Origin of the sequence: Frankia alni ACN14a (assembly GCF_000058485.1) — a bacterium.
GTDB lineage: Bacteria > Actinomycetota > Actinomycetes > Frankiales > Frankiaceae > Frankia > Frankia alni.
In genome coordinates, this window is sequence record NC_008278.1 from 1,092,752 (window position 1) to 1,118,331 (window position 25,580).

Sequence of the window (25,580 nt, forward strand, 5' to 3'; positions counted from 1 at the left end):
CGCTGGTACTGACGTCGCCGTCCGCGGCGGCCTCCGGGCGGACGACGGTGCCGTCGTTCGCCTCGACCGACTGCGTGACCATGGGCAGCTCCCCGCACCTCGCGGCCCGACCGGTTGGACAGGAGTGCCCGGTCGGTGCCACTGGACGTTCCTTCGTCTCATCCTGCCGGAGAACGGGACGGCACGCCTTCCTGTGGTCCCGGCCCATGGGAGGTGGTGTTGCGCTTGTATCGTCTTTCTGTTGCACGGTTCGTTGCCGGGCCCACCGGTTGTTCAGGCAGTATCCCGGGACGTGCCCGGAGGAACGGAGTGCCGTCGCGGCCGTCGGATGGCGGACAGCGCTCCCCGCGCCGCGTCCGGCGAGGGCTAGCGTGCAGCGGCAGGCACCCGCAGTCGCCGGGCCGCACCGGGCGGCGGTGGGGACTACAGCGGACACGGGCGGGAGAGCGGTGGCGGATCGATCGACGGGCCGGGACGCGCCGGGCGGCACCCGGGGTGAGGCGCTGTACCCGGACGACCCCACCGTGATCGGCGCCTACCGGGTCCTGCGCCGGCTCGGCTCGGGCGGCATGGGCACGGTGTACCTCGCCCGGGACACCGCGGGAGCCCCCGTCGCGATCAAGGTGATCCGCTCGGAGCTGGCCGCCGACCCCGAGTTCCGCGACCGGTTCCGGGACGAGGTCGCCGCGGCACGCCGGGTCGCCCCGTTCTGCACCGCGCAGGTCCTCGACGCCGACCCCGCCGCTCGCCGCCCCTACCTGGTCACGGAGTACATCGACGGCGTCCGCCTCGATGACGTCGTCGCCCGGTCCGGGCCGTTGCCGATGTCGACCCTGCAGGGCGTGGCGATCGGCGTGGCCAGCGCGCTGACCGCGATCCACAAGGCCGGCATCGTCCACCGCGACCTCAAGCCGAGCAACGTCATGCTGTCGTTCTCCGGCCCCCGGGTCATCGACTTCGGGATCGCCCGGGCGCTCGACGCGGCGCAGGGACGGACCCAGACCGGCCTCGTCCTCGGCTCGGTCGGCTGGATGGCCCCCGAGCAGATGGAGGGCTCGCCGATCGGCCCGGCGGTCGACGTCTTCGCCTGGGGCCTGCTCATCGCCTACGCCGCCGTCGGCGCCCACCCCTACGGAGAGGGCACCTACCTGGCGATGTCGGAGAAGATCCAGACGGGTCGGCCCGACCTGCGGGACGTGCCGGCGCAGCTCCAGCCCGTCGTCCGCGCCGCGCTCGCCCGCGACCCGCGGGACCGCCCGTCGGCCGAACGTCTGCTGCTGACCCTGCTCGGGGAGGAGGCGCCGCCCGGCGGGGACGCCCGGGTCGCGGCCACCGCCGTCCTCGACGACACGTGGCCGCGGGGCCGCAGCGCCGCCGCCGCCGCGGTTGGAGCGGTTGGAGCGGCCGGGATAGCCGCGGCCGCGGGTGCCGCGGCGGGCGCGGACGCCTTCCGGACGAGGCGCTATGACGACTCGGCGGCCGCCGACCGCTCGAGGGGACCCGACGTCGACTCCGCCGCGCCCGGCGCCCGACGCGCCGACGCGGCCAGGGCGGCGCGAACCCGCGTCGCCGACGCCGGCGAGCTGCACGGCTCGCGGGAGGCCGGTGCCCCGCCGGTGGGGGAACGCTGGTGGGACGAGCCGGCCGATCTTCCGCCGCCGGCCGGGCCGCCCGTGCCGCCGCCGGCCCTGGCCGGTCTCGGCGTCGAGGACCGCGCCCCGGGTGCCCGCGCCGGAGCCGCCGAGGATGCCGGCCGCGCCGGCGGCGCCGGTTTCGATGCCGCCGGCGGCGGTGGCGCCGGCTTCGGTGGTGCCGGCGGGCAGGGGGCGCCGGGGCGCCGGCGGCGGCGCGCCGGATTCGTCCAGTACGAGGATGAGCAGCCCTCCGCCCCGCCCGCCGCGCCCGGAGCGGCCGCCCGCGACCGCCGCGCCGAGCCGGTGCCGCCCGCGGACGACCGCCGCTCGCCCCCGTCGCGCTACCCGCCTGCGGCTCCGTACTCGCCCGCGGCTCCGTATCCGCCTGCCGCACAGTCCCCGTCCGCGGCACCTCGCCAGGCGGACCGCCCGTACCCGCCGCCTCAGCAGCAGCCACAGCCGTATCCGCAGGCTCAGCCCTACCCCCAGGCCCGGCCCGACCAGCGGCCCCGGCTCGACCAACGAGCCCAGCCATACCCGCAGGCCCAGCCGTACCCGCAGGCCCAGCCGTACCCGCAGGCCCAGCCGTACCCGCAGGCCCAGCCATACCCGCAGGCCCAGCCGTACCCGCCGGCTCGTCCCGAGGGGCGGCGCGCCGAGGGGCGGCGGGCGGCCGACCGCGGCGATGCTGCGCGCCCGCAACCGGCGCCACGCCCGGTCGCCGAGCGTCCCCGGGAGCGGGCGCCGGAACCCCAGGGACTCCCGGCGCCGCGCCGCCCGCGCCGACGGTTCCGGCTGCGGATCCCTTTCAAGCGGACGATCGTGTTCGTTCTGGTCGTCCTGCTCCTGCTCTCCGCGGCCGACCAGATCGCGTCCATGGTCGACGAGCAGCGCAGCCGGCTGTGGGACAAGGTGGCCACCTCGGTCAGGAACGGCGTGGGCGACCAGGTGGACAGTCTGTGGAACCAGGCAAAGGACACCTTCGGCGGTTCCTCGGGCGGTCCGGGGTGACTCCGGGGTGACGGATCTCGGAACCGCTGCCCGGCAGGCGTAAAACCACCGCCGGATAGGTACACCGACCTCATGGCGAGCATCTCAAGCAAGATCAACGAATTCCTGCACAGCCCGAAGACGCGAGAAATGGTCGACAAGGCCAAGGCCGCGGCCAACAAGCCCGAGAACCGAGCCAAGATCAAGCAGGTGCAGCAGAAGTTCACCCACCGCACGCACGGTCCTGGTCAACACGACGCCCCCGGTAGCCCCCCGACCGCCGGCGGCCCGACCACCGGCTCGACCCCGAGCCACCCGGGCGGCTACGGCGCGGAGCGCGGCTACGTCGAGCGGCCGTCCGGCTCCGGCGGCTCCGGCTCCGGCGGCTCCGGATCCGGCTACGGTGAGCGGCCGTCCAGTGGTGCTGATGCCGGTTACGGTGAGCGGTCGCCCAGCGGCTACGACGCGGACGTCCCCCCGGGTACCGGTCCGGCCGACACGGGCGGTCGTTCCGGCTACTGATCGTCCGGTCGTCTCACCTCGACCGCCCCGCCCTGACCGTCCCGGTGCCGGCCTGAACGCCGGTCCGACACCGGGACCCAGGTCGTACCATCGCGCCATGAGCCTTGTGGATGCCGACGGCGGGACTGCGGTGGGTCGGGGCGACGGCGCCGACGAGATCCGGTCGATCCTGGACCGGGCCGCCGAGGGCGGCCGCATCTCGCCCGAGGAGGCGCTGCTTCTCTACACCCGAGCGCCGCTGCACGCGCTCGGCACGGCGGCGGACACGGTGCGTCGCCGCCGCTATCCCGACGGCATCGCCACCTACATCATCGACCGAAACATCAACTACACGAACATCTGCGTGACGGCCTGCCGGTTCTGCGCGTTCTACCGGGCGCCGAAGCACGCCGAGGGCTGGGTCCGCGACGTCGACGACCTCGTCACCAAGTGCGGTGAGGCCGTCGAGCTCGGGGCCACCCAGATCATGCTCCAGGGCGGCCACAACCCCGACTTCGGCATCGAGTGGTACGAGCAGGTGTTCGGCGCGATCAAGGCGGCCTACCCGCAGCTCGCCCTGCACTCGTTGGGCGCCAGCGAGGTCGTGCACATCGCCCGCACGTCCGGCCTGACGTTCCCCGAGGTCATCACCCGGCTGCGCGACGCGGGCCTGGACAGCTTCGCCGGCGCCGGCGCGGAGATCCTCACCGAGCGCCCCCGGCACGCCATCGCCCCGCTCAAGGAGCCCGGTCACGTCTGGCTGTCGGTGATGGAGACCGCGCACACCCTCGGCCTCGAATCGACCGCGACCTTCATGATGGGCACCGGCGAGACGAACGCCGAGCGCATCGAGCACCTGAAGATGATCCGGGACGTGCAGGACCGCACCGGCGGTTTCCGCTCGTTCATCCCGTGGACCTACCAGCCGGAGAACAACCACCTCGGCGGGCGGACCCAGGCCACGACGCTGGAGTACCTGCGCCTCGTCGCCGTCGCCCGGCTGTTCTTCGACAACATCGCCCACCTGCAGGGCTCGTGGCTGACGACCGGCAAGGAGGTCGGCCAGCTCACCCTGCACATGGGCGCCGACGACCTCGGCTCGGTGATGTTGGAGGAGAACGTCGTCTCCTCGGCGGGCGCCCGCCACCGGACCAACCGTTCCGAACTGATCAGCCTGATCCGCACGGCCGGCCGCATCCCCGCGCAGCGCGACACCCTCTACCGTCACCTCGTCGTCCACCGCGACCCGGCCCAGGACCCGACCGACGACCGCGTCGCCTCCCACTTCTCCTCCACCGCACTCCCCCTCGTCTCGACCACCTGACGGGCATCGACCACCTGACGGGCATCGGCCGGACGGACGGCGCGATGTCGGTTTGTGGACACGCCGGTCAAAAGCCCAATCCATCCTGAGAGCGGTCCTTCCCGGCTACTCTTTCCCAAGTGAACGCGCCGTCGTACGCGGCTTTCCGTGATAAGGGACGGCGCGCGTCTCGGGGGTATGAAGATGGCGCACCGTGGGCTGCCGGTACTTTCGTCGTATGCGCTGTCCGTCAAAGGCGGATCGTTTGCGCTACCCGTACTCGCCCGTCGTGAGGTCGGCCGCCGGCCGGCGGGCGGCTAGCGGTGCCGCTGCCGGCGTGGTGGGCGCGGGTGCGGGCGTGGCTGAACACGCACGGGTGGACGCTGGCCATCGGCCTGGTTGTCGGCGGTACGGTGGTCGTCGCAGCCGCGTTCGATTCGCCGTTCTGGATGGTCGCTGCGGCCGTCGTCATTGTCGCCGTCGTCGTCTGGGCCGGTGGACGGCGGCGCGCCGCCCTGTCCGACGCCATCGCGGTGTTGACCGTCGCCGGAATGCTTTTCGGAATCTATCTCGGCGCGCGTACTTTTTTCGGTGGTGCCGAGGCCCCCACACCGCCGGGTGGATCGGTGCCGGCGGCCGAACCGGGCGTCTGCATTCCTCCCGGGGCCGGGCAGCCGGACTACGAGAAGGCGTTCACCGCCGCGTTCCGCGCGGCCGGCGGCCAGGCCGCGCTCGGCTGCGGGAAGGGCCTGGCGGGCCGCTGGGGTGACGGGGTGAGTCAGAGCTTCCAAAGCCCCCGGGGCATCGCCACGATTGCGGCGGTGTCCCCGGACCGGGCCTACGTCCTCGACGCCGACGCCGTGAAGTGCATCAACGAGGCGGTCAACGGGGGCGAGACGTTTCCCACCGCCGGTTATCCACGCGGGGCACCGAGCCGGATACCCGGTGGTCTACGGATTGACCTGGGCGCGGGAGCGACCGCCGACAAGGGCGCGCAGGTGGTGCTGCGCAGAGGCTCGGGCCGCTGCTACTGGGTAAGCGACCCCATCTGGCCCCGGTACGAGCAACTCGGTGGTCCGTCCGGCCCCTATGGCTTCCCGACCAGCCCGGTTCACAGTTTCCAGGACGGCCTGCGGCAGGACTTCGAACACGGATGGCTGTACCGGAAGCCGGGGGGCGCGGTGCTCACCGCCGACGAGGAGCGGGCCGCGCCATCATCCGCCGCGACGCCGGCATCCCCGACCGCCGGCACCACCGGGACCGCCGGCGCGCAGCCGCCTTCGGACCGGCATGTGTCCTACGACGTCAACGGGGACAGAGCACGCGGCGCCCTGAGCATCGTGGTGCGCGCGGGCGGCTACGTCACGCAGCAGTTCGTCGCCGCCTCCTCCACCGTCACCTGGGCCGGTGTCATCGCCGGCTGCGATCCCGGCCTCACCGCGACCTGCGGCCCGGATGGCACCAGCTTCGGCCCGCTGAACGTCCAGATCCTCGACGACACCCGAGTGGTGGCCTCGGCCCAGGTCGACACGACCAACAACGGGACGTCCGGGGGTGCGCTGGGGCCGGTCACCGTGACGCCCGGGCGGCGGTATGTCCTGCGGGTGGTGAACGCCTCCGGCATCCCGGTCGGCTTCTACTTCAACCGCAACGCCGATCCCGCGCTCGATACCGTGATCTCGGGCGCGTGGCACAGGGGAGACGACGGCCCCGATGCTCTCGATCTCGCCGCGTTGGTCGACGACCGCTCTGGGTGACGGTCCGCCGTCGCCGGCCTCCGCCGCGCCGGGCGGGCCGGTGGCGGGCGTGAGCTGAGGCCTCGTCGCCCCGCGGGCGCGGACGCCATAGATTGTCCTGATGAGCGAGCTTGCCGGGTCCTCGGCCGTGGTCGGACCGCCGGGGGGATCGTCGCCGAGCGGGCCGAAGATCGAGCTGCATGTCCATCTGGAGGGGACGGTCCGGCCGGCGACGCTGCTGGAGATGGCGCGGCGTAACGAGGAGGCGCTGCCGTCGCGGACGGTCGAGGGCCTCGCGGAGTTGTACCGGTTCCGCGACTTCAACCACTTCATCCAGGTCTGGGTCATGACGACGCACGTGATGCGGACCGAGGCCGACTTCCGCCAGGTCGTCGTCGACTACGCCGCCGAGGCGGCCGCGCACGGCGCCGTCTACGTGGAGGGCATCTTCTCGCCGTGGTTCCGCGTGCAGCGCGGTGTCCGGGTCGAGGAGATCTTCCACGGCTACGCCGACGGGGCGATCGAGGCCCGGGAGCGGTTCGGTGTCGAGGTGCGGCTGACCCCGGACATCGACCGGGTGCTGCCCGTCGAGGCGGCGACCGAGGTGGCCCGCTGGGCGGCGCGCTTCGCCGAGCGGGGCGTCGTCGGCCTCGGGCTCGGCGGTCCCGAGATCGGCCATCCGCCGGAGCCGTTCGCGCCCGCGTTCGCCCTGGCCGCGGACGCCGGGCTCGCCGCGGTGCCGCATGCGGGGGAGACCGACGGCCCGGCGTCGATCCAGGGCGCGCTCGACGCGCTTGGCGCCCGGCGGATCCGCCACGGCATCCGCGCGATCGAGGACCCGGCGCTGCTGCGCCGCCTGGTCGACACGGGGACCGTGCTGGACGTCTGCCCCGTGTCGAACCTGCGCACCCGCTCGGTGGTCCGCCTGGGCGACCATCCGCTTGCCGCGTTGCACGCGGCCGGCGTGGCCTGTTCACTGGCCACCGACGACCCGGCGATGTTCGGCACCGACCTCGGCACCGAGTACGCCGTCGCCGCCGGGCTCGGCGCCCGGGCCCGTGACCTGTACGCGGCCGGCGTCGCCGGGGCGCTGTGCGACGAGGCGACCCGCGACCGGCTGCGCCGCCTCGGTGCGGCCACCGACTGGGACGCCGCCGAGCAGGCGGCCCGCGCCGCGGCCCCGGCGGCCCTCGCCCGCTTCGACGCCGAGCTGCTCGACGGCGGGTCCACCGCCGGTAGGTCTGCGGGCGGGGGATCTGCGGCCGGGGGAGGCGCGGCGGCGGGACCGACGGCCAGGGGCCTCGCGGCCGGTGGACCGGCCGGTGGCTGAGCGGAGCGGAGGGTTCGGATCGGTGCGGCGTGGATCGGGGTCGACGACGGGAGGGGGCGCTGTGGGTAGGGCCGGGCTGGACAAGCGACCGCAGGAGGTCGCGGCGATGTTCGACGGGGTGGCCGGGCGCTACGACCTGACCAACGCCGTGCTCTCCGGCGGCCTCGACCGGACCTGGCGGCGCGCCACCGCCGCCTTCCTCGATCTGCGCCCGGGCCTGCGGGTCCTCGACCTCGCCGCCGGCACGGCCACGTCCTCGCGGGCCTTCGCCGAGGCCGGCGCGGACGTCGTCGCCTGCGACTTCTCCCTGGGCATGCTGCGCGCCGGCCAGCGTCGTCTCGCCGAGAAGCCGCTGCCCGCCAGCCCGACCTTCTCGGCCACCGGAGCCCCGGCCTCGGGCGCCCCGGGTTCGGTTGCAGCAGGTTCGGTTGCCGCGGGTTCAGGCGCCGCGGACCCGGGCGCCGCGGACCCGGGCGCCGCGGACCCGGGCGCCGCGGATCTGGGGGCGGCGGACTCGGGTGTGGGACGGGTGGTGCTGGCTGGCGGGGACGGGCTGCACCTGCCGTTCCCCGACGCCGCGTTCGACCGCACGACGATCTCGTTCGGGCTGCGCAACGTGGCCGACACCGTGCGCTGCCTTACCGAGCTGCGCCGGGTCACCCGGCCCGGCGGCTCGCTCGTCGTCTGCGAGTTCTCCCGCCCGGTGTGGGGCCCCTGGCGGACCGTCTACCTGGAGTACCTGATGCGGGCGTTGCCGAAGGTCGCCCGCACGGTCAGCAGCAGCCCGGACTCCTACGTCTACCTGGCCGAGTCGATCCGGGCGTGGCCGGCCCAGGCCGAGCTCGCCGACCTGCTGCGCGAGGCCGGCTGGTCCCGCGTCACCTGGCGCAACCTCACCGGCGGCGTCGTCGCCCTCCACCGCGGCCACGCCCCCGACTGACCACGCCCCCGACTGACCACGCCCCCGACTGACCACGCCCCCGACTGACCACGCCCCCGACTGACCACGCCCCCGACTGACCACGCCCCGACTGACCATGCCCTCGACCTGACCACACCTCCGACCCGCCCGCAGTGCCACACCGGACTGCGGTGCGTTCAGCACGGTTCTCGGCGTCAGAGCGTGCATTCCGCACCGCACTTCGGCCGCACCGCACTTCGGCCCCGCAGTTGCGCGCCGCGCCGGAGGCGGGGTCAGCCGGGCAGGTGGGAGTCGAACCAGGTCAGGGTGCGCGACCAGGCGTCGCGGGCGGATGTCGGATGGTGGGACGCGGGGCGGGCGTCGTTGTGGAAGCCGTGCCCGGCCTCGGAATAGCGGATGATCTCGGTGGGCACGGGAGCCTCGGCCGCCGCGGCCCGCAGCGCCTCGACGTCCTCGACGGGGATGCTCGGATCCTGGTCGCCGTACAGGCCGAGCCACGGTGCCTGCAGCCGCCCGGCGATCTCCAGCAGGCTCGGCTCGCCGAAGCGCCGGGTGCGGATCCCGCCGCCGTAGAACGTGACCGCGGCACCGAACGGGCGGGCGACCGCGGCCTGGAAGGCGATGTTCCCGCCGAGGCAGAAGCCGACGACGGCGCAGCGGTCCAATGCCGTCCCCTCCTCGGCGAGGACGGCGAGGGCGGCGTCGACGTCGTCGAGCAGGTCCGTGCCGTCGAGGTCCTCGACCACCTTCACCGCCGAGGCGATGTCGTCGTAGTCGAACACCGGCGAGCCGACGCGGTGGAACAGGTCGGGCGCGATCGCCCGCCACCCGGTGCGGGCGAAGCGGGCACAGAGTCCCTGCACGTGCTCGGTGAGGCCGAACGCCTCATGCAGGACGACGACGCCGCCGCGCACGGGACCGTCGGGTTCGGCGAGCATCGCCGGGGCAGGTCCGTCGGCGGTGGGGAGGACGACGGTCTCTTCGGTCATCGGCTCTCTCGATTCGGAACCATTGCGGCAGTTTGGGCTACTTTGCGCTACTCGGGGTTAGATGACACGGCGTGGGCGAGGCGGCTGGCGGTCGGGTGGACAGAGGGGCGGATCGGGTCGGGGCAGAATGTCGTGGCTGCCAGGTCAGGGTGGTCCCTTCCGGCCGGACGTCACCCGCCTGGGCCGGTCGAGACCGCCCGTTCGGGCGGCGCCGCCTGGTCCGGACGTGCCCCGTACGGTCCCGACGGCACCGCCGCGACGCATCCGGCGCCCGCGGACGAGCGCCGCGTTTCGGGCGGCCAGCGGGTGACTACCCCGCACAGGCGGTGATCCCACCCCGTGGGGAGAAGGTGCCATGGGCCGTTTCTGGCCGTCGGCTGCACGTAGTGGGTGAGTTGCGAAGCGTGACGCGCCGGAGAGGCCGGAGGGCGTGCCCCGCTCGCGACCAGCGGTCCTGAGAGGAGAGAGGTCGGGATTATACGCCTATCTAGAAGTTGCGCCAGGACGCCGCGACGGCTCCATGCGGGCCGGGAGCGGGAAACGGTCGCTCACAGTGGTCATTGGGTGCGCGAAGTCGACTCGTCCGGTCTTCAGCGCATCCTGGTTGGTGCGATTGGCCTGCGTAGGGCCTACACTCGCCGAGGACGCTCGTGAAGAATTTCACGAGCACTCAAGCGGAGGGTCCCGGCCGGGAGTACTCCCGGGACGGGTGGTCGAGCAGATCCGGAGCAATGGGTGGCCATGGCGACGACAAGGACTGACGGCGTGGGCGGCGGGTCGACAACCGACGCCGACGTCATCGTGGTCGGCGCCGGCCCCGGTGGTTCGTCGGCCGCCTACCACCTCGCCAGCACCGGGCTCGACGTCCTGTTGGTCGAGAAGACGACCTTCCCGCGGGAGAAGGTCTGCGGCGACGGGCTGACCCCGCGCGCCGTGCGCAGCCTCGTCGAGATGGGCATCGACACCTCGCCCGCCGCCGGCTGGGCCCGCAACAAGGGGCTGCGCATCGTCGGCGGCGGCGTGCGGATGGAGCTGCCCTGGCCGGACCTGGCGAGCTGGCCCGACTACGGCCTCGTGCGCCCCCGGCTGGACTTCGACGACCTGCTCGCCAGGCACGCGGTGAAGGCCGGCGCCCGGCTGCAGGAGGGCACGGCCGTGACCGGGCCGCTGCTCGACGAGCGCACCGGCCGGGTCGTCGGGGTCCTGGCGCGCACCGGGCCCGACCGGGAGCCGGTGACCTACCGTGCGCCGCTGGTCATCGCCGCGGACGGCAACAGTGCCCGGATCGCGCTGGCGCTCGGCATCCGCCGCCGGGAGGACCGGCCGCTCGGCGTCGCCGTCCGCCGGTACTACCGCAGCCCCCTGACCCACGACGACCACCTCGAGTCCCACCTCGAGCTGTGGGAGGGCCGCCCGCGCGAGAGCCGGCTGCTGCCCGGCTACGGCTGGATCTTCGGCGTCGGCGACGGCACCAGCAACGTCGGTCTCGGCCTGCTGAACACCACCGACGCCTTCCAGAACACCAACTACACCGATCTGTTGCGTCGCTGGCTCGCGGCGCTGCCGCCGGAGTGGGGCTTCACCGAGGACAATGCGATCGGCCCGGTGCGCGGCAGCGCCCTGCCGATGGGCTTCAACCGCACCCCGCACTACCGCGACGGGGTGCTGCTCGTCGGCGACTCCGGCGGCATGGTCAACCCGTTCAACGGCGAGGGCATCGCCTACGCGCTGGAGTCCGGCCGGTACGCGGCCGAGGTCGCCGTGCAGGCGCTCGCCCGCGCCGAGGGGCCCGCCCGGGAACGCGCCCTCGGTCACTATCCGGCGATGATCCGCGCCCAGTACGGCGGGTATTACACGCTCGGGCGGTACTTCGTCCAGCTCATCGGGAATCCGACCATCATGGCGCTCGGCACGAAGTACGGGCTGCCGCGGCCGACCCTCATGCGTTTTGTCCTGAAGATCATGGCGAATCTCACCGACCCCCGGGGAGGGGATGCGATGGACCGACTGATCAATGCCATGACCCGGCTCGCTCCCGCGGCCTGACGTGTTATCCGGGTCGATCCGGTGGCGTGCGGCGCGGGCCGGATCGACGGAATTGCGCTATGTCGCGCGCTTCGGTGTCGGTGCCGGTGGACCGGTTGCGCACCGGAGTGCGGCAGGTCGCCGAAGCGTGTTCGGACCGCTTTCTCCGCTTTCTCCGCGGACAGGACTGTGGGACCAGCCCGTCGTCGGAGGTTCTCGGGTCACAGGTCCTGGGGGGAACCGGTCGGAGCGGCCGGCGAGGCGGCGAAGTACCACCGGGCCAGGGGATCTGGCACGGGAATCCCTGTGGGCGCCGCGCTGTCGGCGCCGCGGGCACATGGCCAGAAGCGTGACGAACACCGAGTGCGGACCGTTTGCGATCCGTTCACCGGAAAGCCATTCCTTATAACGTCCGGCAACACTCTTTCGAAGGGGAGGAGTTCGGCATGCTCTCGAACTACGTGCCGATCCTCGTTCTGCTGGCGATCGCGACCCTGTTCGCGGTCGGTTCCGTCGCGGCGGGCGCGCTCATCGGCCCGCGCCGGTTCAACCGCGCGAAGATCGACGCCTACGAGTGCGGGATCGAACCCTCTCCGGCCCCGGCCGGACCGCAACGCTTCCCGGTGAAGTACTACAACACCGCGATGCTTTTCATCGTCTTCGACATCGAGATCATCTTCCTGTTCCCGTGGGCGGTCGCCTTCGACAGCCTCAAGGTGTTCGGCCTCGGTGCGATGGCGCTGTTCATGGCGACGATCTTCGTCGCATACGCCTACGAGTGGCGTCGTGGAGGTCTGGAATGGGACTAGAGGAGAAGCTGCCCGGTGGCGTGCTCCTCGCCAGCGTCGAGAAGCTCGCCAACTGGTCGCGGCGGTCGTCGCTGTGGCCGGCGACCTTCGGGCTGGCCTGCTGCGCGATCGAGATGATGTCCACCGGCGCCGGCCGCTACGACCTGTCCCGGTTCGGCATGGAGGTCTTCCGGGCCAGCCCCCGCCAGGCCGACCTGATGATCGTCGCCGGCCGGGTGAGTCAGAAGATGGCGCCGGTGCTGCGGCAGATCTACGACCAGATGCCCGAGCCCAAGTGGGTGCTGTCGATGGGCGTCTGCGCCAGCAGCGGCGGCATGTTCAACAACTACGCCATCGTGCAGGGCGTCGACCACATCGTCCCGGTCGACATGTACCTGCCCGGCTGCCCGCCGCGGCCGGAGATGCTGATGGACGCCATCATCAAGCTGCACGAGAAGATCCTCGCCGGGCCGGTCACCGGCAGGACCGCGCACACCGAGTCCGGTTCGTCGCCCTACCCCAAGCCGATCGACGTGGCCACCGCCCGCGCCGGGCTGCCCGCGGGTGAGCTCGACACCCGGACGCTGTCCGTCAACGACCGCAAGCGTTTCCGGATCCCGGCCGGCGCGCCGGTCCCGACGGGCCGCGGCGCCGTCGAACCCGTCCTCGACACCCGCCGGCCGGCCGCGATAGCCCCGCCGTCGGTGTTCGGGCGGGCCAAGGGAATCCCCGTCGACGCCAAGCCCCTCGACGAGTCGCGGGCCCACGGTCCCGGTCCGACTACCGCCGACATCGCCGACGCAGCCGACACGGCCGACAGCGACGCCGCCCCGGGAGCGACCCATGACACCCCCTGACGCCGGCGCCCTCGACGAGAGCGGGGCCGCGGCGAACGGCGCCGGCGAGCTGGTGGGCGGCGGCAACGGCGTGGGCGGCGGCGACGGTCTGCGGCCGGGTCGGCGCCACGACGCGTTCGGTGCCGGCGGCACCGGCGACACCTCCGGGTTCGGTCGCCTCGTCGCCCCGGCCCCGGTGCTGGCCGCCAGCGAGCGGCCGTTCGGCGACGCCGACGCCGACGCGGTCTACGACACCCTCGAACGCGTCTTCCCGCAGCTCGGCGACGCCGTCGAGCGGGCCGTCGTCGACCGCGGCGAGCTGACCCTGCACGTGCGCCGGGAGGGTCTGCCGGCGCTGGCCCAGACCCTGCGCGACGACCCGGGGCTGCGCTTCGAGCTGCTGTCGTCGCTGTCCGGAGTGGACTATCCGGACGACGTCACCGGCCGCCGACTGCACTCGGTGGTCCACCTGACCTCGATGACCCACCGCCGCCGGCTGCGCCTGGAGGTCTCCGTCGCCGACGCCGACCCCACGCTGCCGAGCCTGACCTCGGTGTGGCCCACCGCGGACTGGCACGAGCGGGAGGCCTACGACCTGTTCGGCATCATCTACACCGGCCACCCCGGGCTGACCCGGATCATGATGCCGGACGACTGGATCGGGCACCCGCAGCGCAAGGACTACCCGCTGGGCGGCATCCCGGTCGACTACAAGGGCGCCACGGTCCCACCACCGGACGAGCGCCGGAGCTACTCGTGATCCCGCACCAGGCCCTGACCGGCCGCCTGCATCCCCGAGGCGACATCCGAGGTTCGCTATGACGCCCAGCACGTCGACCCCGCACACATCCACCGCGCCCCACACGTCCACCGGCCAGTCCACCGACGGCGCCGCCCAGCCCGGCGACGGGTCCTCGGCCTACGAGGCCGGCTTCACCGAGTCCGCCTCCGGCCGCGTCTACACCGTCACCGGCGGCGACTGGGAGGAGATCCTCGGCGCCGGCGAGCAGGACGCCGAGCGCATCGTCGTCAACATGGGGCCGCAGCACCCCTCCACCCACGGCGTGCTGCGCCTCGTGCTGGAGATCGACGGCGAGACGGTCACCGAGACCCGCCTCGTCATCGGCTACCTGCACACCGGGATCGAGAAGAGCTGCGAGTACCGGACCTGGACCCAGGCGGTCACCTTCCTCACCCGTGCGGACTACCTGTCCCCGCTGTACAACGAGGCGGCCTACTGCCTGTCGGTGGAGAAGCTGCTCGGCATCACCGACGACATCCCCGAGCGGGCGACCGTCATCCGGGTGCTGGTGATGGAGCTGCAACGGATCGCCTCGCACCTGGTGTGGCTGGCCACCGGCGGGATGGAGCTCGGCGCCACCACTGCGATGATCTTCGGGTTCCGGGAGCGGGAGAAGGTTCTCGACCTGCTGGAGCTCATCACCGGGCTGCGGATGAACCACGCCTTCATCCGCCCCGGCGGCCTGGCCCAGGATCTCCCGGACGGCACGGAGCGGGCCATCCGGGAGTTCCTCGCCGACATGCCCAAGCGGATCCGCGAGTACCACCGGCTGCTGACCGGCCAGCCGATCTGGAAGGCGCGGATGGTCGACGTCAACGTCCTCGACGCCGCCGGCTGCATCGCGCTGGGCGTCACCGGGCCGGTGCTGCGGGCCGCGGGCCTGCCCTGGGACCTGCGCAAGACCATGCCCTACTGCGGCTACGAGACCTACGAGTTCGACGTGCCGACCGCCCTGGAGGCGGACTCCTTCGCCCGCTACCTGGTGCGGCTGGAGGAGATGGGCGAGTCCCTGAAGATCATCGAGCAGTGCCTGGACCGGCTGCGGCCGGGGCCGGTCATGGTCGCCGACAAGAAGATCGCCTGGCCGGCGCAGCTGTCGATCGGCGCGGACGGGATGGGCAACTCGCTGGCCCACATCAGGAACATCATGGGGACCTCGATGGAGGCCCTCATCCACCACTTCAAGCTCGTCACCGAGGGCTTCCGGGTGCCGCCCGGCCAGGTCTACACGCAGATCGAGTCGCCCCGCGGCGAGCTCGGCTACCACGTCGTCAGCGACGGCGGGACGAGACCGTTCCGCGTCCACGTCCGCGACCCCAGCTTCGTCAACCTGCAGGCCGTCCCGGCGCTGACCGAGGGCGGCCAGGTGGCGGACGTGATCGTCGGGGTCGCCTCGGTGGACCCGGTGCTCGGGGGAGTTGATCGGTGATGGCCTTCTCGCCCGAGACCCACGCCGCCGCGGCCGAGATCATCGCTCGCTACCCGGCCGGCCGCTCCCGCTCGGCGCTGCTGCCGCTGCTGCACCTGGTGCAGGCGGAGCAGGGCAGCGTGACGACCGAGGGGGTGACCTTCTGCGCGGACACGCTCGGCATCACCCAGGCCGAGGTCGGCGCGGTCGCGACCTTCTACACGATGTACAAGCGCCGGCCCGTCGGCGACTACCTCGTCTCGGTCTGCACGAACCTGTCCTGCGCGCTGCTCGGTGGGGACGAGGTCTTCGCCCGGGTCGCCGAGCGCCTCGGCGTCGGCCACGACGAGACGACCCCGGACGGTTCGATCACCCTCGAACACGCCGAGTGCCTCGCCGCCTGCGACTACGCGCCGGTGATGACGGTGAACTACGAGTTCTACGACCAGGTCGACCCGGACTCGGCGGTGGCGATCGTCGAGGGCCTGCAGGCCGGGGAGCGCCCGGCGCCGACCCGTGGCGGTCCGCTGTGCTCGTTCGCCGAGACGTCCCGCCAGCTCGCCGGGTTCGCCGACGAGCGCCCGGCCGGCGTCGCGGGACCGGGCGTCGGCGAGCCGTCGGTCGCCGGCCTGCTGCTCGCCGAGGCCGCCGGCTGGCGGGCCGACCAGGCCCCCGCGCCGCTGGTGGCCGCCACGCCGCCCGTCGCGGGCCAGGGCACCGGCCCCGCGGCCCCGGCCGCGGCTCCGGTTCCGGTTCCGGCTCCGGCATCCTCCGAGCGGAAGGGGAACTGATCGATGCCTGTCACCCCGGTCCTCACCCGGCGCTGGAACACCCCGGAGTCGTGGACGATCGAGACCTACCGCCGGCTCGACGGCTACGTCGCGCTGCGCACGGCGCTGGCCGGTGACCCCGACGACCTGATCAAGCTCATCAAGGACTCGGGGCTTCGCGGGCGCGGCGGCGCCGGCTTCCCCACCGGGATGAAGTGGGGCTTCATCCCGCAGGGCGACGGCAAGCCGCACTACCTCGTCATCAACGCCGACGAGGGCGAGCCCGGCACCTGCAAGGACGCCCCGTTGATGAAGGCCGACCCGCACTCGCTCGTCGAGGGCATCATCATCGCCGCCTACGCGGTGCGGGCCAACCGGGCGTTCATCTACCTGCGCGGCGAGCTGATCCACGCCGGCCGCCGGCTGCGCGCCGCGGTCGCCGAGGCGTACGCCGCCGGCTACCTCGGCCGCGACATCCTCGGCAGCGGCTTCGACCTCGACCTCGTCGTCCACTCCGGCGCCGGCGCCTACATCTGCGGCGAGGAGACGGCCCTGCTCGACTCGCTGGAGGGCCGGCGCGGCCAGCCGCGGCTGCGCCCGCCGTTCCCGGCGACGCACGGGCTGTACGCGTCCCCCACCGTCGTCAACAACGTCGAGACGATCGCGACCGTGCCGTACATCGTCAACTACGGGGTCGACTGGTTCCGCACGATGGGCCGGGAACGCGCCCCGGGCCCGAAGATCTTCAGCCTGTCCGGCCACGTCACCCGGCCCGGCCAGTACGAGGTCCCGATGGGCACCACCCTGCGCGAGCTGCTGGAGCTGGCCGGCGGGGTGCGCGGGGGGCGCGCGCTGAAGGCGTGGACGCCGGGCGGGTCGTCCACCCCGATGCTCACCGCGGAGCACCTCGACGCCCCGCTCGACTTCGAGGGCATGCAGGAGGCCGGCTCGCTGCTGGGCACCGCAGCTTTGATGATTATGGATGAGACGACCGACATGCTCCGGGTCGTCCGCCGGCTCACCCAGTTCTACGCCCACGAGTCGTGCGGCAAGTGCACCCCGTGCCGCGAGGGCACGAGCTGGATGGTGAAGATCCTGTCCCGGCTGGAGCGGGGCCAGGGCGACGCCTCCGACGTCGACACCCTCGTCGACGCCTGCGACAACATCTTCGGCCGGGCGTTCTGCGCGCTGGCCGACGGGGCCACCTCCCCGATCGTGTCGGGGATCAAGTACTTCCGGGACGAGTTCATCCCGGTGAGCGCGGTGACCTCGAAGCCGGATCCCACCCCGGGCGGCGACGCGGCCGGCAACGGCGCGCCCGCCCCCACCCCGGGCGCCTACGCGGGAGCGCACTGATCATGACCGTCGCCCCATCCCAGCCGGCCGCGCCGGCCGCCCCGGATCTCGTCACCCTGACCGTCGACGGGCTGCCGGTCAGCGTCCCCAAGGGCACGCTGATCATCCGGGCGGCGGAGCTGCTCGGCATCGAGATCCCGCGGTTCTGCGACCATCCGCTGCTCGACCCCGTCGGCGCCTGCCGGCAGTGCATCGTCGAGGTGGAGGGCCAGCGCAAGCCGGTTGCCTCCTGCACGACGACCGTCACCGCCGACATGGTCGTGAAGACCCAGCTCACCTCGCCGGTCGCCCGCAAGGCCCAGGCCGGCAACATTGAGTTCCTGCTGCTCAACCACCCGCTCGACTGCCCGATCTGCGACAAGGGCGGCGAGTGCCCGCTGCAGAACCAGTCGATGGCCAACGGCGGCGCCGTCTCCCGGTTCAAGGAGACCAAGCGGGCCTACCCGAAGCCGCTGGCGATCTCCACCGAGATCCTTCTCGACCGGGAACGCTGCGTGCTGTGCGCCCGCTGTACCCGGTTCTCCGCGCAGATCGCCGGGGACCCGTTCATCGAGCTGTTCGAGCGCGGCGCCGCCGAGCAGGTCGCGGTCAGCGACGGCCAGCCGTTCTCCTCCTACTTCTCCGGCAACACGGTGCAGATCTGCCCGGTCGGCGCGCTCACCAGCGCCGCCTACCGGTTCCGGGCGCGCCCGTTCGACCTGGTCTCCACGCCGACGGCGTGCGAGCACTGCGCGTCGGGATGCAGCCTGCGCACCGACCACCGCCGCGGCAGGGTGATGCGCCGCCTCGCCGGCGACGACCCGGCGGTCAACGAGGAGTGGAACTGCGACAAGGGCCGCTTCGCGTTCGCCTACGCCCGCGCCGCCGACCGGCTGACCACGCCGCTGATCCGCGACGACGACACCGGGCAGCTCGTCGAGGCCACCTGGTCCGAGGCGCTCGAGTACGCCGCCCGGGGCCTGGCCGAATGCCGTGACCGGCACGGCGTCGGCGTGCTCGCCGGCGGCCGGCTGACCCGCGAGGACGCCTACGCCTACGCCAAGTTCACCCGGGTGGCGCTGGCCACCAACGACGTGGACTTCCGCGCCCGGCCGCACTCCGCCGAGGAGGAGCAGTTCCTCGGCCACACGGTCGCCGGCACCGGCATCGGGGTGACCTACGCCGACCTGGAGGCGGCGCCGGCGGTGCTGCTCGTCGCCTTCGAGCCGGAGGAGGAGTCGCCGATCGTCTTCCTGCGGCTGCGCAAGGCCGCCGACAAGCACGCCACCGCCGTGCACGCGCTCGCGCCGCTGGTCACCCGCGGGCTGGCCAAGCTCGCCGGGACGCTGGTCACCACCGAGCCCGGCGCGGAGCCGGCCGTCCTCGACGCGCTCGCCGACGCCGGCCTCGGGGTGGGCGGCACCTCCCCGCTGGCCGCGACGGCCCGCGCCGTGCGGGAGCCCGGCGCGGTCATCCTCGTCGGCGAGCGGGCCGGTGAGATCCCCGGGACGCTGTCCGCCGTCCTGCGCCTCGCCGAGGCCACCGGCGCCGCGCTCGCCTGGGTGCCGCGCCGCGCCGGGGACCGCGGCGCCGTCTCCGCCGGGCTGCTGCCCTCGCTGCTGCCCGGCGGCCGCCCGGTCGCCGACCCCGCCGCCCGCGCCGAGGTCGAGGCATTCTGGGGCGGCCGGCTGCTCGGCGCGCCCGGCCGCGACACCGACGGCATCCTCGCCGCGGCCGCCGCCGGTCGCCTCGACGGGATCCTCGTCGCCGGGGTGGACGCCGAGGACCTGCCCGACCCCGCCGCCGCGCTGGCCGCGCTGGCCCGCGTGCCGTTCTGCGTGTCGCTGGAGGTGCGGCGCTCGGCCATCGCCGAGGTCGCCGACGTGGTGCTGCCGGTCGCGCCGGTGGCGGAGAAGGCCGGCTCGTTCGTCGACTGGGAAGGCCGACTGCGGCCGTTCCAGCGGGCGCTGGACACCCCGGCGCTGCCCGACGTGCGCGTGCTCCACCTGCTCGCCGCCGAGATGGGCATCGACCTGCGCCTGCCCGACACCGGCGCCGCCGCCCGCGAGCTGCGCGACGTCGGCCGCGCCGGCAGCGGCGTCCCCCGGGTGCCCGCGCCGGCCGATCCCGCCGAGGCCGCGAGCGTCCCCGGACCGGGCGAGGCGGTGCTCGCCACCTGGCACCAGCTCGTCGACGACGGCGCCCTGCTCGTCGACGAGCCGTACCTCGCCGGCACCGCCCGGCCCGCCCGCGTCCGCCTGTCCGCGGCGACCGCCGCCGAGATCGGAGTGGCCGCCGGGGAGCTGGTGACGGTGCGCAGCGGCCGGGGGTCGGTCACCCTGCCCTACGAGCCGGCCGCCATGCCCGACCGCGTCGTCTGGGTGCCCACCCACTCGCCGGGCTCGCACGTGCGCCGCTCGCTGGCCGCCCGCGCCGGCGTCGTCGTCCGGATCGCGGCCGGCGGCACCGCCCGGCCCGCCGGCACCGACACGTTCGGCGTCGACCAGCGCCGCGGCACGGCGCTGGGGGCCGAGCTCACCGCCGCCCGCGACACCGCCGTGACGGTCGAGACGTCGCCCGCCGGCTCCCGGCCACCCGCGGCCGGACCGCCGGGAACGGCTGCACCGCCGACGTCGCCCCCGCCCGGGGGTCCGGCCGCGCCGCCGGTGCTGCCCAGGACCGTGGACGCGGTCGCCCCGGCGCCGCGCCGGGTCGGCGACGAGCCCGCGGGGGGCCGGCCATGAGCGTCACCGCCTCCACGCTCGTGCTCGCCGCCCCGGTCGACCCGGACCTCTCCGGCTTCGGCGACGACCCGTTCTGGCTGATCCTGCTCAAGGGCGTGGCGGTCTTCGCCTTCCTGCTGCTGATGACGTTGTTCTCGATCGTGTTCGAGCGCAAGGTCGTCGCGAAGATGCAGCAGCGGGTCGGGCCGAACCGCCACGGCCCGAAGGGCTGGCTGCAGAGCCTCGCCGACGGCGCCAAGCTGATGCTCAAGGAAGACCTGATCCCGGCCCTTGCCGACAAGCCGATCTTCATCCTGGCGCCGATCCTCTCGGCGGTCCCGGCGTTCCTCGCCTTCGCCGTCATCCCGTTCGGCCCGGAGGTCTCGATCTTCGGTGAGCGCACCACGCTCCAGCTCGCCGACCTGCCCGTCAGCGTCCTCTACATGCTCGCCGCGGCCTCGCTCGGGGTGTACGGGCTGATCCTGTCCGGCTGGTCGAGCGGGTCGACCTACCCGCTGCTCGGCTCCCTGCGCTCGGCGGCCCAGATCATCTCCTACGAGGTGGCGATGGGCCTGTCGTTCGTCGCGGTGTTCATCTACGCGGGCACGCTGTCGACGTCCGGGATCGTGGAGAGCCAGTCGGGGCGCTGGTACATCGCGCTGGTGCCGTCGTTCGTCCTGTACTGCATCTCGATGGTCGGGGAGACGAACCGGACCCCCTTCGACCTGCCCGAGGCCGAGGGCGAGCTGGTCGGCGGCTTCCACACCGAGTACAGCTCGATCAAGTTCGCCTTCTTCTTCCTCGCCGAGTACATCAACATGGTCACCGTCTCCGCGATCGCGACCACGCTGTTCCTCGGCGGCTGGCAGCCGCCGCCCATCCCGGGCCTGTCCGGCCTGGACCACGGCTGGGTGCCGTTGATCTGGTTCGTCCTGAAGCTGCTGCTGTTCCTGTTCTTCTTCATCTGGCTGCGCGGGACGCTGCCCCGGCTGCGCTACGACCAGTTCATGGCGTTCGGCTGGAAGGTGCTGATCCCGGTCGGCCTGCTGTGGGTCCTGGTCATCGCGACCTTCCGCGTCTACCAGAAGGACGTCGACGACCGCACGCCCTGGCTGATCGGCGCCGGGGTGGTCATCGGCATCATGCTGATCGTCGCGCTGCTCGATCCCGGCGGCGCGAAGCACCAGCGGGAGCTGGAGGAGGCCGAGCGCCGCAAGCTCGCCGAGGCTCCGAGCCTCGAAAGCATCCCGTGGCCGCCCCCGCCACCGGGCGGCGCGCACCACCGCCCGGCGGTGCCTGCGGGTACCTCGGCCAACGGGTCGTCCACCGTCATTCCCGCGGATCCTCCTCCGCGTCAGGAGAGCTGAGTCATGGGCTTCTTCGACCCCTACAAGGGCTTCGGCGTCACCTTCTCGACGATGTTCAAGAAGCCGACGACGGAGCAGTACCCGGAGTACAAGAAGGAGACCGCGCCCCGGTTCCACGGCCGCCACCAGCTCAACCGTCATCCGGACGGGCTGGAGAAGTGCGTCGGCTGCGAGCTGTGCGCGTGGGCCTGCCCCGCCGACGCCATCTACGTCGAGGGCGCCGACAACACCGAGACCGAGCGCTACTCGCCGGGGGAGCGGTACGGCAGCGTCTACCAGATCAACTACCTGCGCTGCATCCTGTGCGGGCTGTGCATCGAGGCGTGCCCGACCCGGGCGCTGACGATGTCGAACGACTACGAGCTCGCCGACGACAGCCGCCGGGATCTGATCTTCACCAAGGAGCAGCTCCTCGCCCCGCTGGCCGCCGGCATGGAGGCCCCGCCGCACCCGATGCGGCTCGGTTCCAGCGAGACCGACTACTACGTGCGCGACCCCGACGCACCGCTGCCCTGGCAGGTGACCGACGAGCAGCGCGCCGCCGCCGGCGGCTCCGACTCCAGTACCGACCGCGCCGCCGACGTCATCGACCGACGCACGGCCGGCGAGCACTCCCGGGCCGACGAGGTGCCCGCGCACGGCGCCGGTTCGGAGCGGCCGCGATGACCCACGGGAGTCTGCTCGCCGCCGCGGGCGAGATCACCAGCACCTCCACCGGCGAGGCCACGGTGTTCTGGATCCTCGCGCCGATCGCGGTGCTGGCCGCCCTCGGCATGGTGTTCGTCCGCAGCGCGGTGCACTGCGCGCTGCTGCTGGTGGCGAACCTGTTCTGCGTCGCGGTGTTCTACCTGGTGCAGCAGGCGCCGTTCCTCGGCTTCGTGCAGATCATCGTCTACGCGGGCGCGATCATGGTGCTGTTCCTGTTCGTGCTCATGCTCGTCGGCGTCGACTCGTCGGACTCGCTGGTGGAGACCATCCGCGGCCAGCGGCTCGGCGCGGCGATCTTCGGGCTCGGGTTCGCCGGACTGCTGGTCTTCCCGATCGGCTCGGCCATCGACGGCGAGACCGCCAAGGGCCTCGACACGCCCAACGAGGGCGGCAACGTCCAGGCGATCGGCCGGCTGCTGTTCAGCGACTACGTCTTCGTCTTCGAGGCGGTCTCGGCGCTGCTCGTCGTCGCCGCGATCGGAACGATGGTGCTCGGTCACCGCGAGCGCGAGGGCGGCCGGGTGGACCAGCGGGAGCGGATGCGCCGCCGGTTCGCCGAGCCCGGCCGCCAGCTCACCCCGCTGCCCGGACCGGGCGTCTTCGCCCGGCACGACTCGGCCGACACCCTCGGCCTGCTGCCCGGCGGCGGCCGCGCCTCCGGGATCGGCGGCATCCCCGGCGTCCCCGGGGCCGCCGACGCACCGGGTACGGCGGACCTTCCCAACGGCCGGTCGGCGGCGGACACCCCGGACGCCTCCGACAGCCCGGGCTCCCCGGGCGCCCCGGGCGCCCCCGGAGTGTCCGACGGCCCGGGGTCGGCGGGTCCCGGCGGCCCGCGGGGATCCGGCGGGCCGGCCGGGCCCGGCCGGCCCGGCGGACCGGGCGCGGGCGGCGGCACCTCGCCGGGCGCGCCGACACCCCCGGCGCCGACGGACGGCGCCGCGGCGGACGGCGGCACCGGGGGCGCAACGGATCCGGTCGACGTGAACGGCTCGGCGCTGGCCGGCGCCGGGAAGGGGGACGAGCGGTGAATCCCGCGAACTACCTGATCCTTTCGGCGCTGCTGTTCACCATCGGCACGGTCGGGGTCCTCGTCCGGCGCAACGCGATCGTCGTGTTCATGTCGATCGAGCTCATGCTCAACGCCGTGAACCTGACCCTGGTCACGTTCTCCCGGATCAACGGCACCCTCGACGGCCAGGTCATGGCGTTCTTCGTCATGGTCGTCGCCGCCGCCGAGGTCGTCATCGGCCTGGCCATCATCCTCAGCATCTTCCGCACCCGTCGCTCGGCGTCGGTGGACGACGTGAACCTGCTGAAGTACTGACCTGCGACCCAGCGGCCGCGGCGCTCCCGGCGGTCATGGAAGAACGGACGAGACTGCAGTGACGCTTTATCGCCAACGACGCGCCGTGGCGGGGTCGCGATGAAGGTCGACCCGGCTCTGTTCGCCGCGACCGAATCCGGCGGCCATCCGATCCACTACGCCGCCGCCTCCGGAGTGTTCTCGCTGTCCTGGCTGCTCATCGTGCTGCCGCTGGCCGGCGCCGCGGTCCTGCTGCTGGGGGGTCGGCGCACCGACCGGTTCGGCCACCTCATCGGCACGCTCGCGGCGGCGGCGAGCTTCGTGCTCGGCCTGGTGCTGTTCGCCACGCTGCTCGGCCGCGACGGCGACGACCGGGCGCTGTCCCAGCACCTGTACTCCTGGATCCCGGTCAACGGTTTCCAGGTGGACGTCGGCCTGCTCGTCGACCAGCTCTCGATCGTGTTCGTGCTGTTGATCACCGGCGTCGGCACGCTGATCCACATCTACTCGATCGGCTACATGGCGCACGACCCGAACCGGCGCAAGTTCTTCGCCTACATGAACCTGTTCCTGGCGTCGATGCTGCTGCTCGTCCTGGGGAACAACTTCCTGTCGCTCTACGCCGGCTGGGAACTCGTCGGCCTGTCGTCGTACCTGCTCATCAAGTTCTGGGAGGACCGGCCGGCCGCGGCCACCGCGGCGAACAAGGCCTTCTACATGAACCGGGTCGGCGACGTGGGCCTCGCCCTGGCCATCATGTTCATGTTCGCCACCGTGGGTTCGACCAGCTACGCGGACGTGTTCGGCGCCGCCGCGGCGGGCGTCATCGGTTACGGCACCCTGACCGCCATCGCGCTGCTGCTCCTGCTCGGCGCGTGCGGCAAGTCCGGCCAGTTCCCGCTGCAGGCGTGGCTGCCGGACGCCATGGAGGGCCCCACCCCGATCTCCGCGCTCATCCACGCGGCGACCATGGTCACCGCCGGGGTGTACCTCATCGTGCGGGCCGGGCCGATCTTCGACGGGACGCAGGCGGCGCGCACCGTCGTCGTCATCATCGGCGCCGCGACGATCCTCATCGGCTGCGTCATCGGCTGCGCCTACGACGACATCAAGAAGGTGCTGGCCTACTCGACCGTCAGCCAGATCGGCTACATGTTCCTCGCGGTGGGCCTGGGGCCGGCGGGCTACGCGCTGGGCATCATGCACCTGCTGGCCCACGGCTTCTTCAAGGCCGGCCTGTTCCTCGGCGCCGGGTCGGTGATCCACGGGATGGACGACGACCAGGACCTGCGACATTACGGCGGGCTGTGGCGGTACATGCCGATCACCTGGGTGACCTTCGGCCTCGGCTACCTGGCGATCATCGGTTTCCCGGGGCTGTCCGGATTCTTCACCAAGGACCGCATCATCGAGACCGCCTTCGACAAGGGGGGCACGTCCGGCTACCTGCTCGGCTCGATCGCGCTGCTGGGCGCGGGCATCACCGCCTTCTACATGACCCGGCTGTTCCTGATGACCTTCCACGGCAAGCCGCGCTGGTCGGCGGAGGGCCCGGCCGCCAAGCACCCGCACGAGTCGCCGGTGTCGATGACCGGGCCGATGATCGTGCTGGCGGTCGGCTCGGTGTTCGCCGGCGGCCTGTTCGTCCTCGGTCACTCGCTGCAGGACTGGCTCGAACCGGTCGCCGGGACGGGCGTCGGGGGCGTGCACACGTTCTCCCCGGTCGTGCTCACCCTGCTCACCCTGGTGGTCACCGCGGGCGGTTTCGCCGGCGCCTACCTGCGCTACCAGCTCCGACCGGTCGAGTCCGTGGCCCGGCCGGACACCGAGGTCAGCCTGGTCACCTTCGCCGCCCGGCACGACCTGTTCGCGAACACGTTCAACGAGACCGTCGCCATGCGTCCCGGCCAGTACCTGACCCGCTTCCTGGTCTGGCTGGACCTCGTCGGCATCGACGGGCTCGTGCGGGGCAGCGCCGCCGCCATCGGCGGGCTGTCCGGGCGGATGCGCCGCCTGCAGACCGGCTTCGTCCGGTCCTACGCTCTGTCGATGTTGGGAGGTGCCGTCCTCGTGGTCGGCGCACTGCTGCTGGTGAGGGCGGGCTGAC

Annotated in this window: 20 protein-coding genes; 19 read left to right on the plus strand and 1 reads right to left on the minus strand. The window is 72.9% G+C overall.

Features of this window, described 5'->3' with window-relative positions:
* Nucleotides 1-449: 449 nt before the first annotated feature.
* The 6 genes from FRAAL_RS34595 to FRAAL_RS04430 all read left to right on the plus strand — a co-directional run bounded on the left by FRAAL_RS34595 (nucleotide 450) and on the right by FRAAL_RS04430 (nucleotide 8,434).
* Nucleotides 450-2,645, plus strand: coding sequence for a serine/threonine-protein kinase (locus tag FRAAL_RS34595; RefSeq protein WP_011602250.1), 2,196 nt, complete (start codon nucleotides 450-452; stop codon nucleotides 2,643-2,645).
* Between the two features lie 72 nt (nucleotides 2,646-2,717).
* Nucleotides 2,718-3,146: a hypothetical protein gene (locus FRAAL_RS04410; protein WP_011602251.1), complete on the plus strand. Its 429-nt coding sequence runs from the start codon at nucleotides 2,718-2,720 to the stop codon at nucleotides 3,144-3,146.
* 97 nt (nucleotides 3,147-3,243) lie between these two features.
* Nucleotides 3,244-4,449, plus strand: coding sequence for a cyclic dehypoxanthinyl futalosine synthase (mqnC, locus tag FRAAL_RS04415; RefSeq protein WP_050997010.1), 1,206 nt, complete (start codon nucleotides 3,244-3,246; stop codon nucleotides 4,447-4,449).
* Between the two features lie 302 nt (nucleotides 4,450-4,751).
* Nucleotides 4,752-6,185: a cupredoxin domain-containing protein gene (locus FRAAL_RS04420; protein WP_011602253.1), complete on the plus strand. Its 1,434-nt coding sequence runs from the start codon at nucleotides 4,752-4,754 to the stop codon at nucleotides 6,183-6,185.
* 100 nt (nucleotides 6,186-6,285) lie between these two features.
* A complete protein-coding gene (add, locus tag FRAAL_RS04425) occupies nucleotides 6,286-7,494 on the plus strand; it encodes an adenosine deaminase (protein ID WP_011602254.1) in 1,209 nt (402 codons plus the stop codon).
* A gap of 61 nt (nucleotides 7,495-7,555) precedes the next feature.
* Entirely contained in the window at nucleotides 7,556-8,434 is an 879-nt protein-coding gene (locus FRAAL_RS04430; protein ID WP_011602255.1) for a demethylmenaquinone methyltransferase, read from the plus strand.
* A gap of 254 nt (nucleotides 8,435-8,688) precedes the next feature.
* Here the strand turns inward: FRAAL_RS04430 and FRAAL_RS04435 are convergent, their stop codons facing one another.
* Nucleotides 8,689-9,405: a dienelactone hydrolase family protein gene (locus FRAAL_RS04435; RefSeq protein ID WP_011602256.1), complete on the minus strand. Its 717-nt coding sequence runs from the start codon at nucleotides 9,403-9,405 to the stop codon at nucleotides 8,689-8,691.
* Between the two features lie 741 nt (nucleotides 9,406-10,146).
* Here FRAAL_RS04435 and FRAAL_RS04440 point away from each other — a divergent pair.
* From FRAAL_RS04440 to nuoL, 13 genes are all read left to right on the plus strand, one after another.
* Entirely contained in the window at nucleotides 10,147-11,451 is a 1,305-nt protein-coding gene (locus FRAAL_RS04440; RefSeq protein ID WP_173402676.1) for a geranylgeranyl reductase family protein, read from the plus strand.
* Nucleotides 11,452-11,876: 425 nt separating this feature from the next.
* Nucleotides 11,877-12,239, plus strand: a complete 363-nt coding sequence (locus FRAAL_RS04445; RefSeq protein ID WP_041938839.1) for an NADH-quinone oxidoreductase subunit A — start codon at nucleotides 11,877-11,879, stop codon at nucleotides 12,237-12,239.
* Nucleotides 12,230-13,075 carry a NuoB/complex I 20 kDa subunit family protein gene (locus tag FRAAL_RS36005; RefSeq protein ID WP_041938840.1) on the plus strand — a complete coding sequence of 282 codons (846 nt, stop codon included), beginning with the start codon at nucleotides 12,230-12,232 and terminating at the stop codon, nucleotides 13,073-13,075. The genes FRAAL_RS04445 and FRAAL_RS36005 overlap by 10 nt, the downstream gene beginning before the upstream one ends.
* On the plus strand, nucleotides 13,062-13,814 hold the full coding sequence (locus tag FRAAL_RS04455) for an NADH-quinone oxidoreductase subunit C (RefSeq protein ID WP_011602261.1): 753 nt from the start codon (nucleotides 13,062-13,064) through the stop codon (nucleotides 13,812-13,814). Before FRAAL_RS36005 ends, FRAAL_RS04455 begins: the two co-directional genes overlap by 14 nt.
* Before the next feature lie 58 nt (nucleotides 13,815-13,872).
* Entirely contained in the window at nucleotides 13,873-15,285 is a 1,413-nt protein-coding gene (locus tag FRAAL_RS04460) for an NADH-quinone oxidoreductase subunit D (protein WP_011602262.1), read from the plus strand.
* A complete protein-coding gene (nuoE, locus tag FRAAL_RS04465; protein ID WP_041938841.1) occupies nucleotides 15,285-16,055 on the plus strand; it encodes an NADH-quinone oxidoreductase subunit NuoE in 771 nt (256 codons plus the stop codon). Before FRAAL_RS04460 ends, nuoE begins: the two co-directional genes overlap by 1 nt.
* Nucleotides 16,056-16,058: 3 nt before the next feature.
* Nucleotides 16,059-17,390 carry an NADH-quinone oxidoreductase subunit NuoF gene (nuoF, locus tag FRAAL_RS04470; RefSeq protein WP_011602264.1) on the plus strand — a complete coding sequence of 444 codons (1,332 nt, stop codon included), beginning with the start codon at nucleotides 16,059-16,061 and terminating at the stop codon, nucleotides 17,388-17,390.
* Nucleotides 17,391-17,392: 2 nt separating this feature from the next.
* Nucleotides 17,393-20,113, plus strand: coding sequence for an NADH-quinone oxidoreductase subunit G (locus FRAAL_RS04475; protein ID WP_011602265.1), 2,721 nt, complete (start codon nucleotides 17,393-17,395; stop codon nucleotides 20,111-20,113).
* Entirely contained in the window at nucleotides 20,110-21,459 is a 1,350-nt protein-coding gene (gene nuoH, locus FRAAL_RS04480; protein ID WP_011602266.1) for an NADH-quinone oxidoreductase subunit NuoH, read from the plus strand. The genes FRAAL_RS04475 and nuoH overlap by 4 nt, the downstream gene beginning before the upstream one ends.
* Before the next feature lie 3 nt (nucleotides 21,460-21,462).
* On the plus strand, nucleotides 21,463-22,125 hold the full coding sequence (gene nuoI / locus FRAAL_RS04485; protein ID WP_011602267.1) for an NADH-quinone oxidoreductase subunit NuoI: 663 nt from the start codon (nucleotides 21,463-21,465) through the stop codon (nucleotides 22,123-22,125).
* The gene (locus FRAAL_RS04490) at nucleotides 22,122-23,198 is read left to right on the plus strand and encodes an NADH-quinone oxidoreductase subunit J (protein ID WP_011602268.1); all 1,077 of its coding nucleotides are present in this window, start codon (nucleotides 22,122-22,124) and stop codon (nucleotides 23,196-23,198) included. The genes nuoI and FRAAL_RS04490 overlap by 4 nt, the downstream gene beginning before the upstream one ends.
* Nucleotides 23,195-23,494, plus strand: a complete 300-nt coding sequence (gene nuoK / locus FRAAL_RS04495) for an NADH-quinone oxidoreductase subunit NuoK (protein WP_011602269.1) — start codon at nucleotides 23,195-23,197, stop codon at nucleotides 23,492-23,494. The genes FRAAL_RS04490 and nuoK overlap by 4 nt, the downstream gene beginning before the upstream one ends.
* A 99-nt stretch (nucleotides 23,495-23,593) precedes the next feature.
* A complete protein-coding gene (gene nuoL, locus FRAAL_RS04500) occupies nucleotides 23,594-25,579 on the plus strand; it encodes an NADH-quinone oxidoreductase subunit L (RefSeq protein ID WP_011602270.1) in 1,986 nt (661 codons plus the stop codon).
* The last annotated feature ends 1 nt before the right edge of the window (nucleotide 25,580 follow it).

Bases quoted from the DNA above. Each gene is read 5' to 3' on its own strand.
- FRAAL_RS04410 (WP_011602251.1), top strand. From the start codon at position 2,718: ATGGCGAGCATCTCAAGCAAGATCAACGAATTCCTGCACAGCCCGAAG.
- mqnC (WP_050997010.1), top strand. From the start codon at position 3,244: ATGAGCCTTGTGGATGCCGACGGCGGGACTGCGGTGGGTCGGGGCGAC.
- add (WP_011602254.1), top strand. From the start codon at position 6,286: ATGAGCGAGCTTGCCGGGTCCTCGGCCGTGGTCGGACCGCCGGGGGGA.
- FRAAL_RS04435 (WP_011602256.1), bottom strand. From the start codon at position 9,405: ATGACCGAAGAGACCGTCGTCCTCCCCACCGCCGACGGACCTGCCCCG.
- FRAAL_RS04440 (WP_173402676.1), top strand. From the start codon at position 10,147: ATGGCGACGACAAGGACTGACGGCGTGGGCGGCGGGTCGACAACCGAC.
- FRAAL_RS04445 (WP_041938839.1), top strand. From the start codon at position 11,877: ATGCTCTCGAACTACGTGCCGATCCTCGTTCTGCTGGCGATCGCGACC.
- FRAAL_RS36005 (WP_041938840.1), top strand. From the start codon at position 12,230: ATGGGACTAGAGGAGAAGCTGCCCGGTGGCGTGCTCCTCGCCAGCGTC.
- FRAAL_RS04455 (WP_011602261.1), top strand. From the start codon at position 13,062: ATGACACCCCCTGACGCCGGCGCCCTCGACGAGAGCGGGGCCGCGGCG.
- FRAAL_RS04460 (WP_011602262.1), top strand. From the start codon at position 13,873: ATGACGCCCAGCACGTCGACCCCGCACACATCCACCGCGCCCCACACG.
- nuoE (WP_041938841.1), top strand. From the start codon at position 15,285: ATGGCCTTCTCGCCCGAGACCCACGCCGCCGCGGCCGAGATCATCGCT.
- nuoF (WP_011602264.1), top strand. From the start codon at position 16,059: ATGCCTGTCACCCCGGTCCTCACCCGGCGCTGGAACACCCCGGAGTCG.
- FRAAL_RS04475 (WP_011602265.1), top strand. From the start codon at position 17,393: ATGACCGTCGCCCCATCCCAGCCGGCCGCGCCGGCCGCCCCGGATCTC.
- nuoH (WP_011602266.1), top strand. From the start codon at position 20,110: ATGAGCGTCACCGCCTCCACGCTCGTGCTCGCCGCCCCGGTCGACCCG.
- nuoI (WP_011602267.1), top strand. From the start codon at position 21,463: ATGGGCTTCTTCGACCCCTACAAGGGCTTCGGCGTCACCTTCTCGACG.
- FRAAL_RS04490 (WP_011602268.1), top strand. From the start codon at position 22,122: ATGACCCACGGGAGTCTGCTCGCCGCCGCGGGCGAGATCACCAGCACC.
- nuoL (WP_011602270.1), top strand. From the start codon at position 23,594: ATGAAGGTCGACCCGGCTCTGTTCGCCGCGACCGAATCCGGCGGCCAT.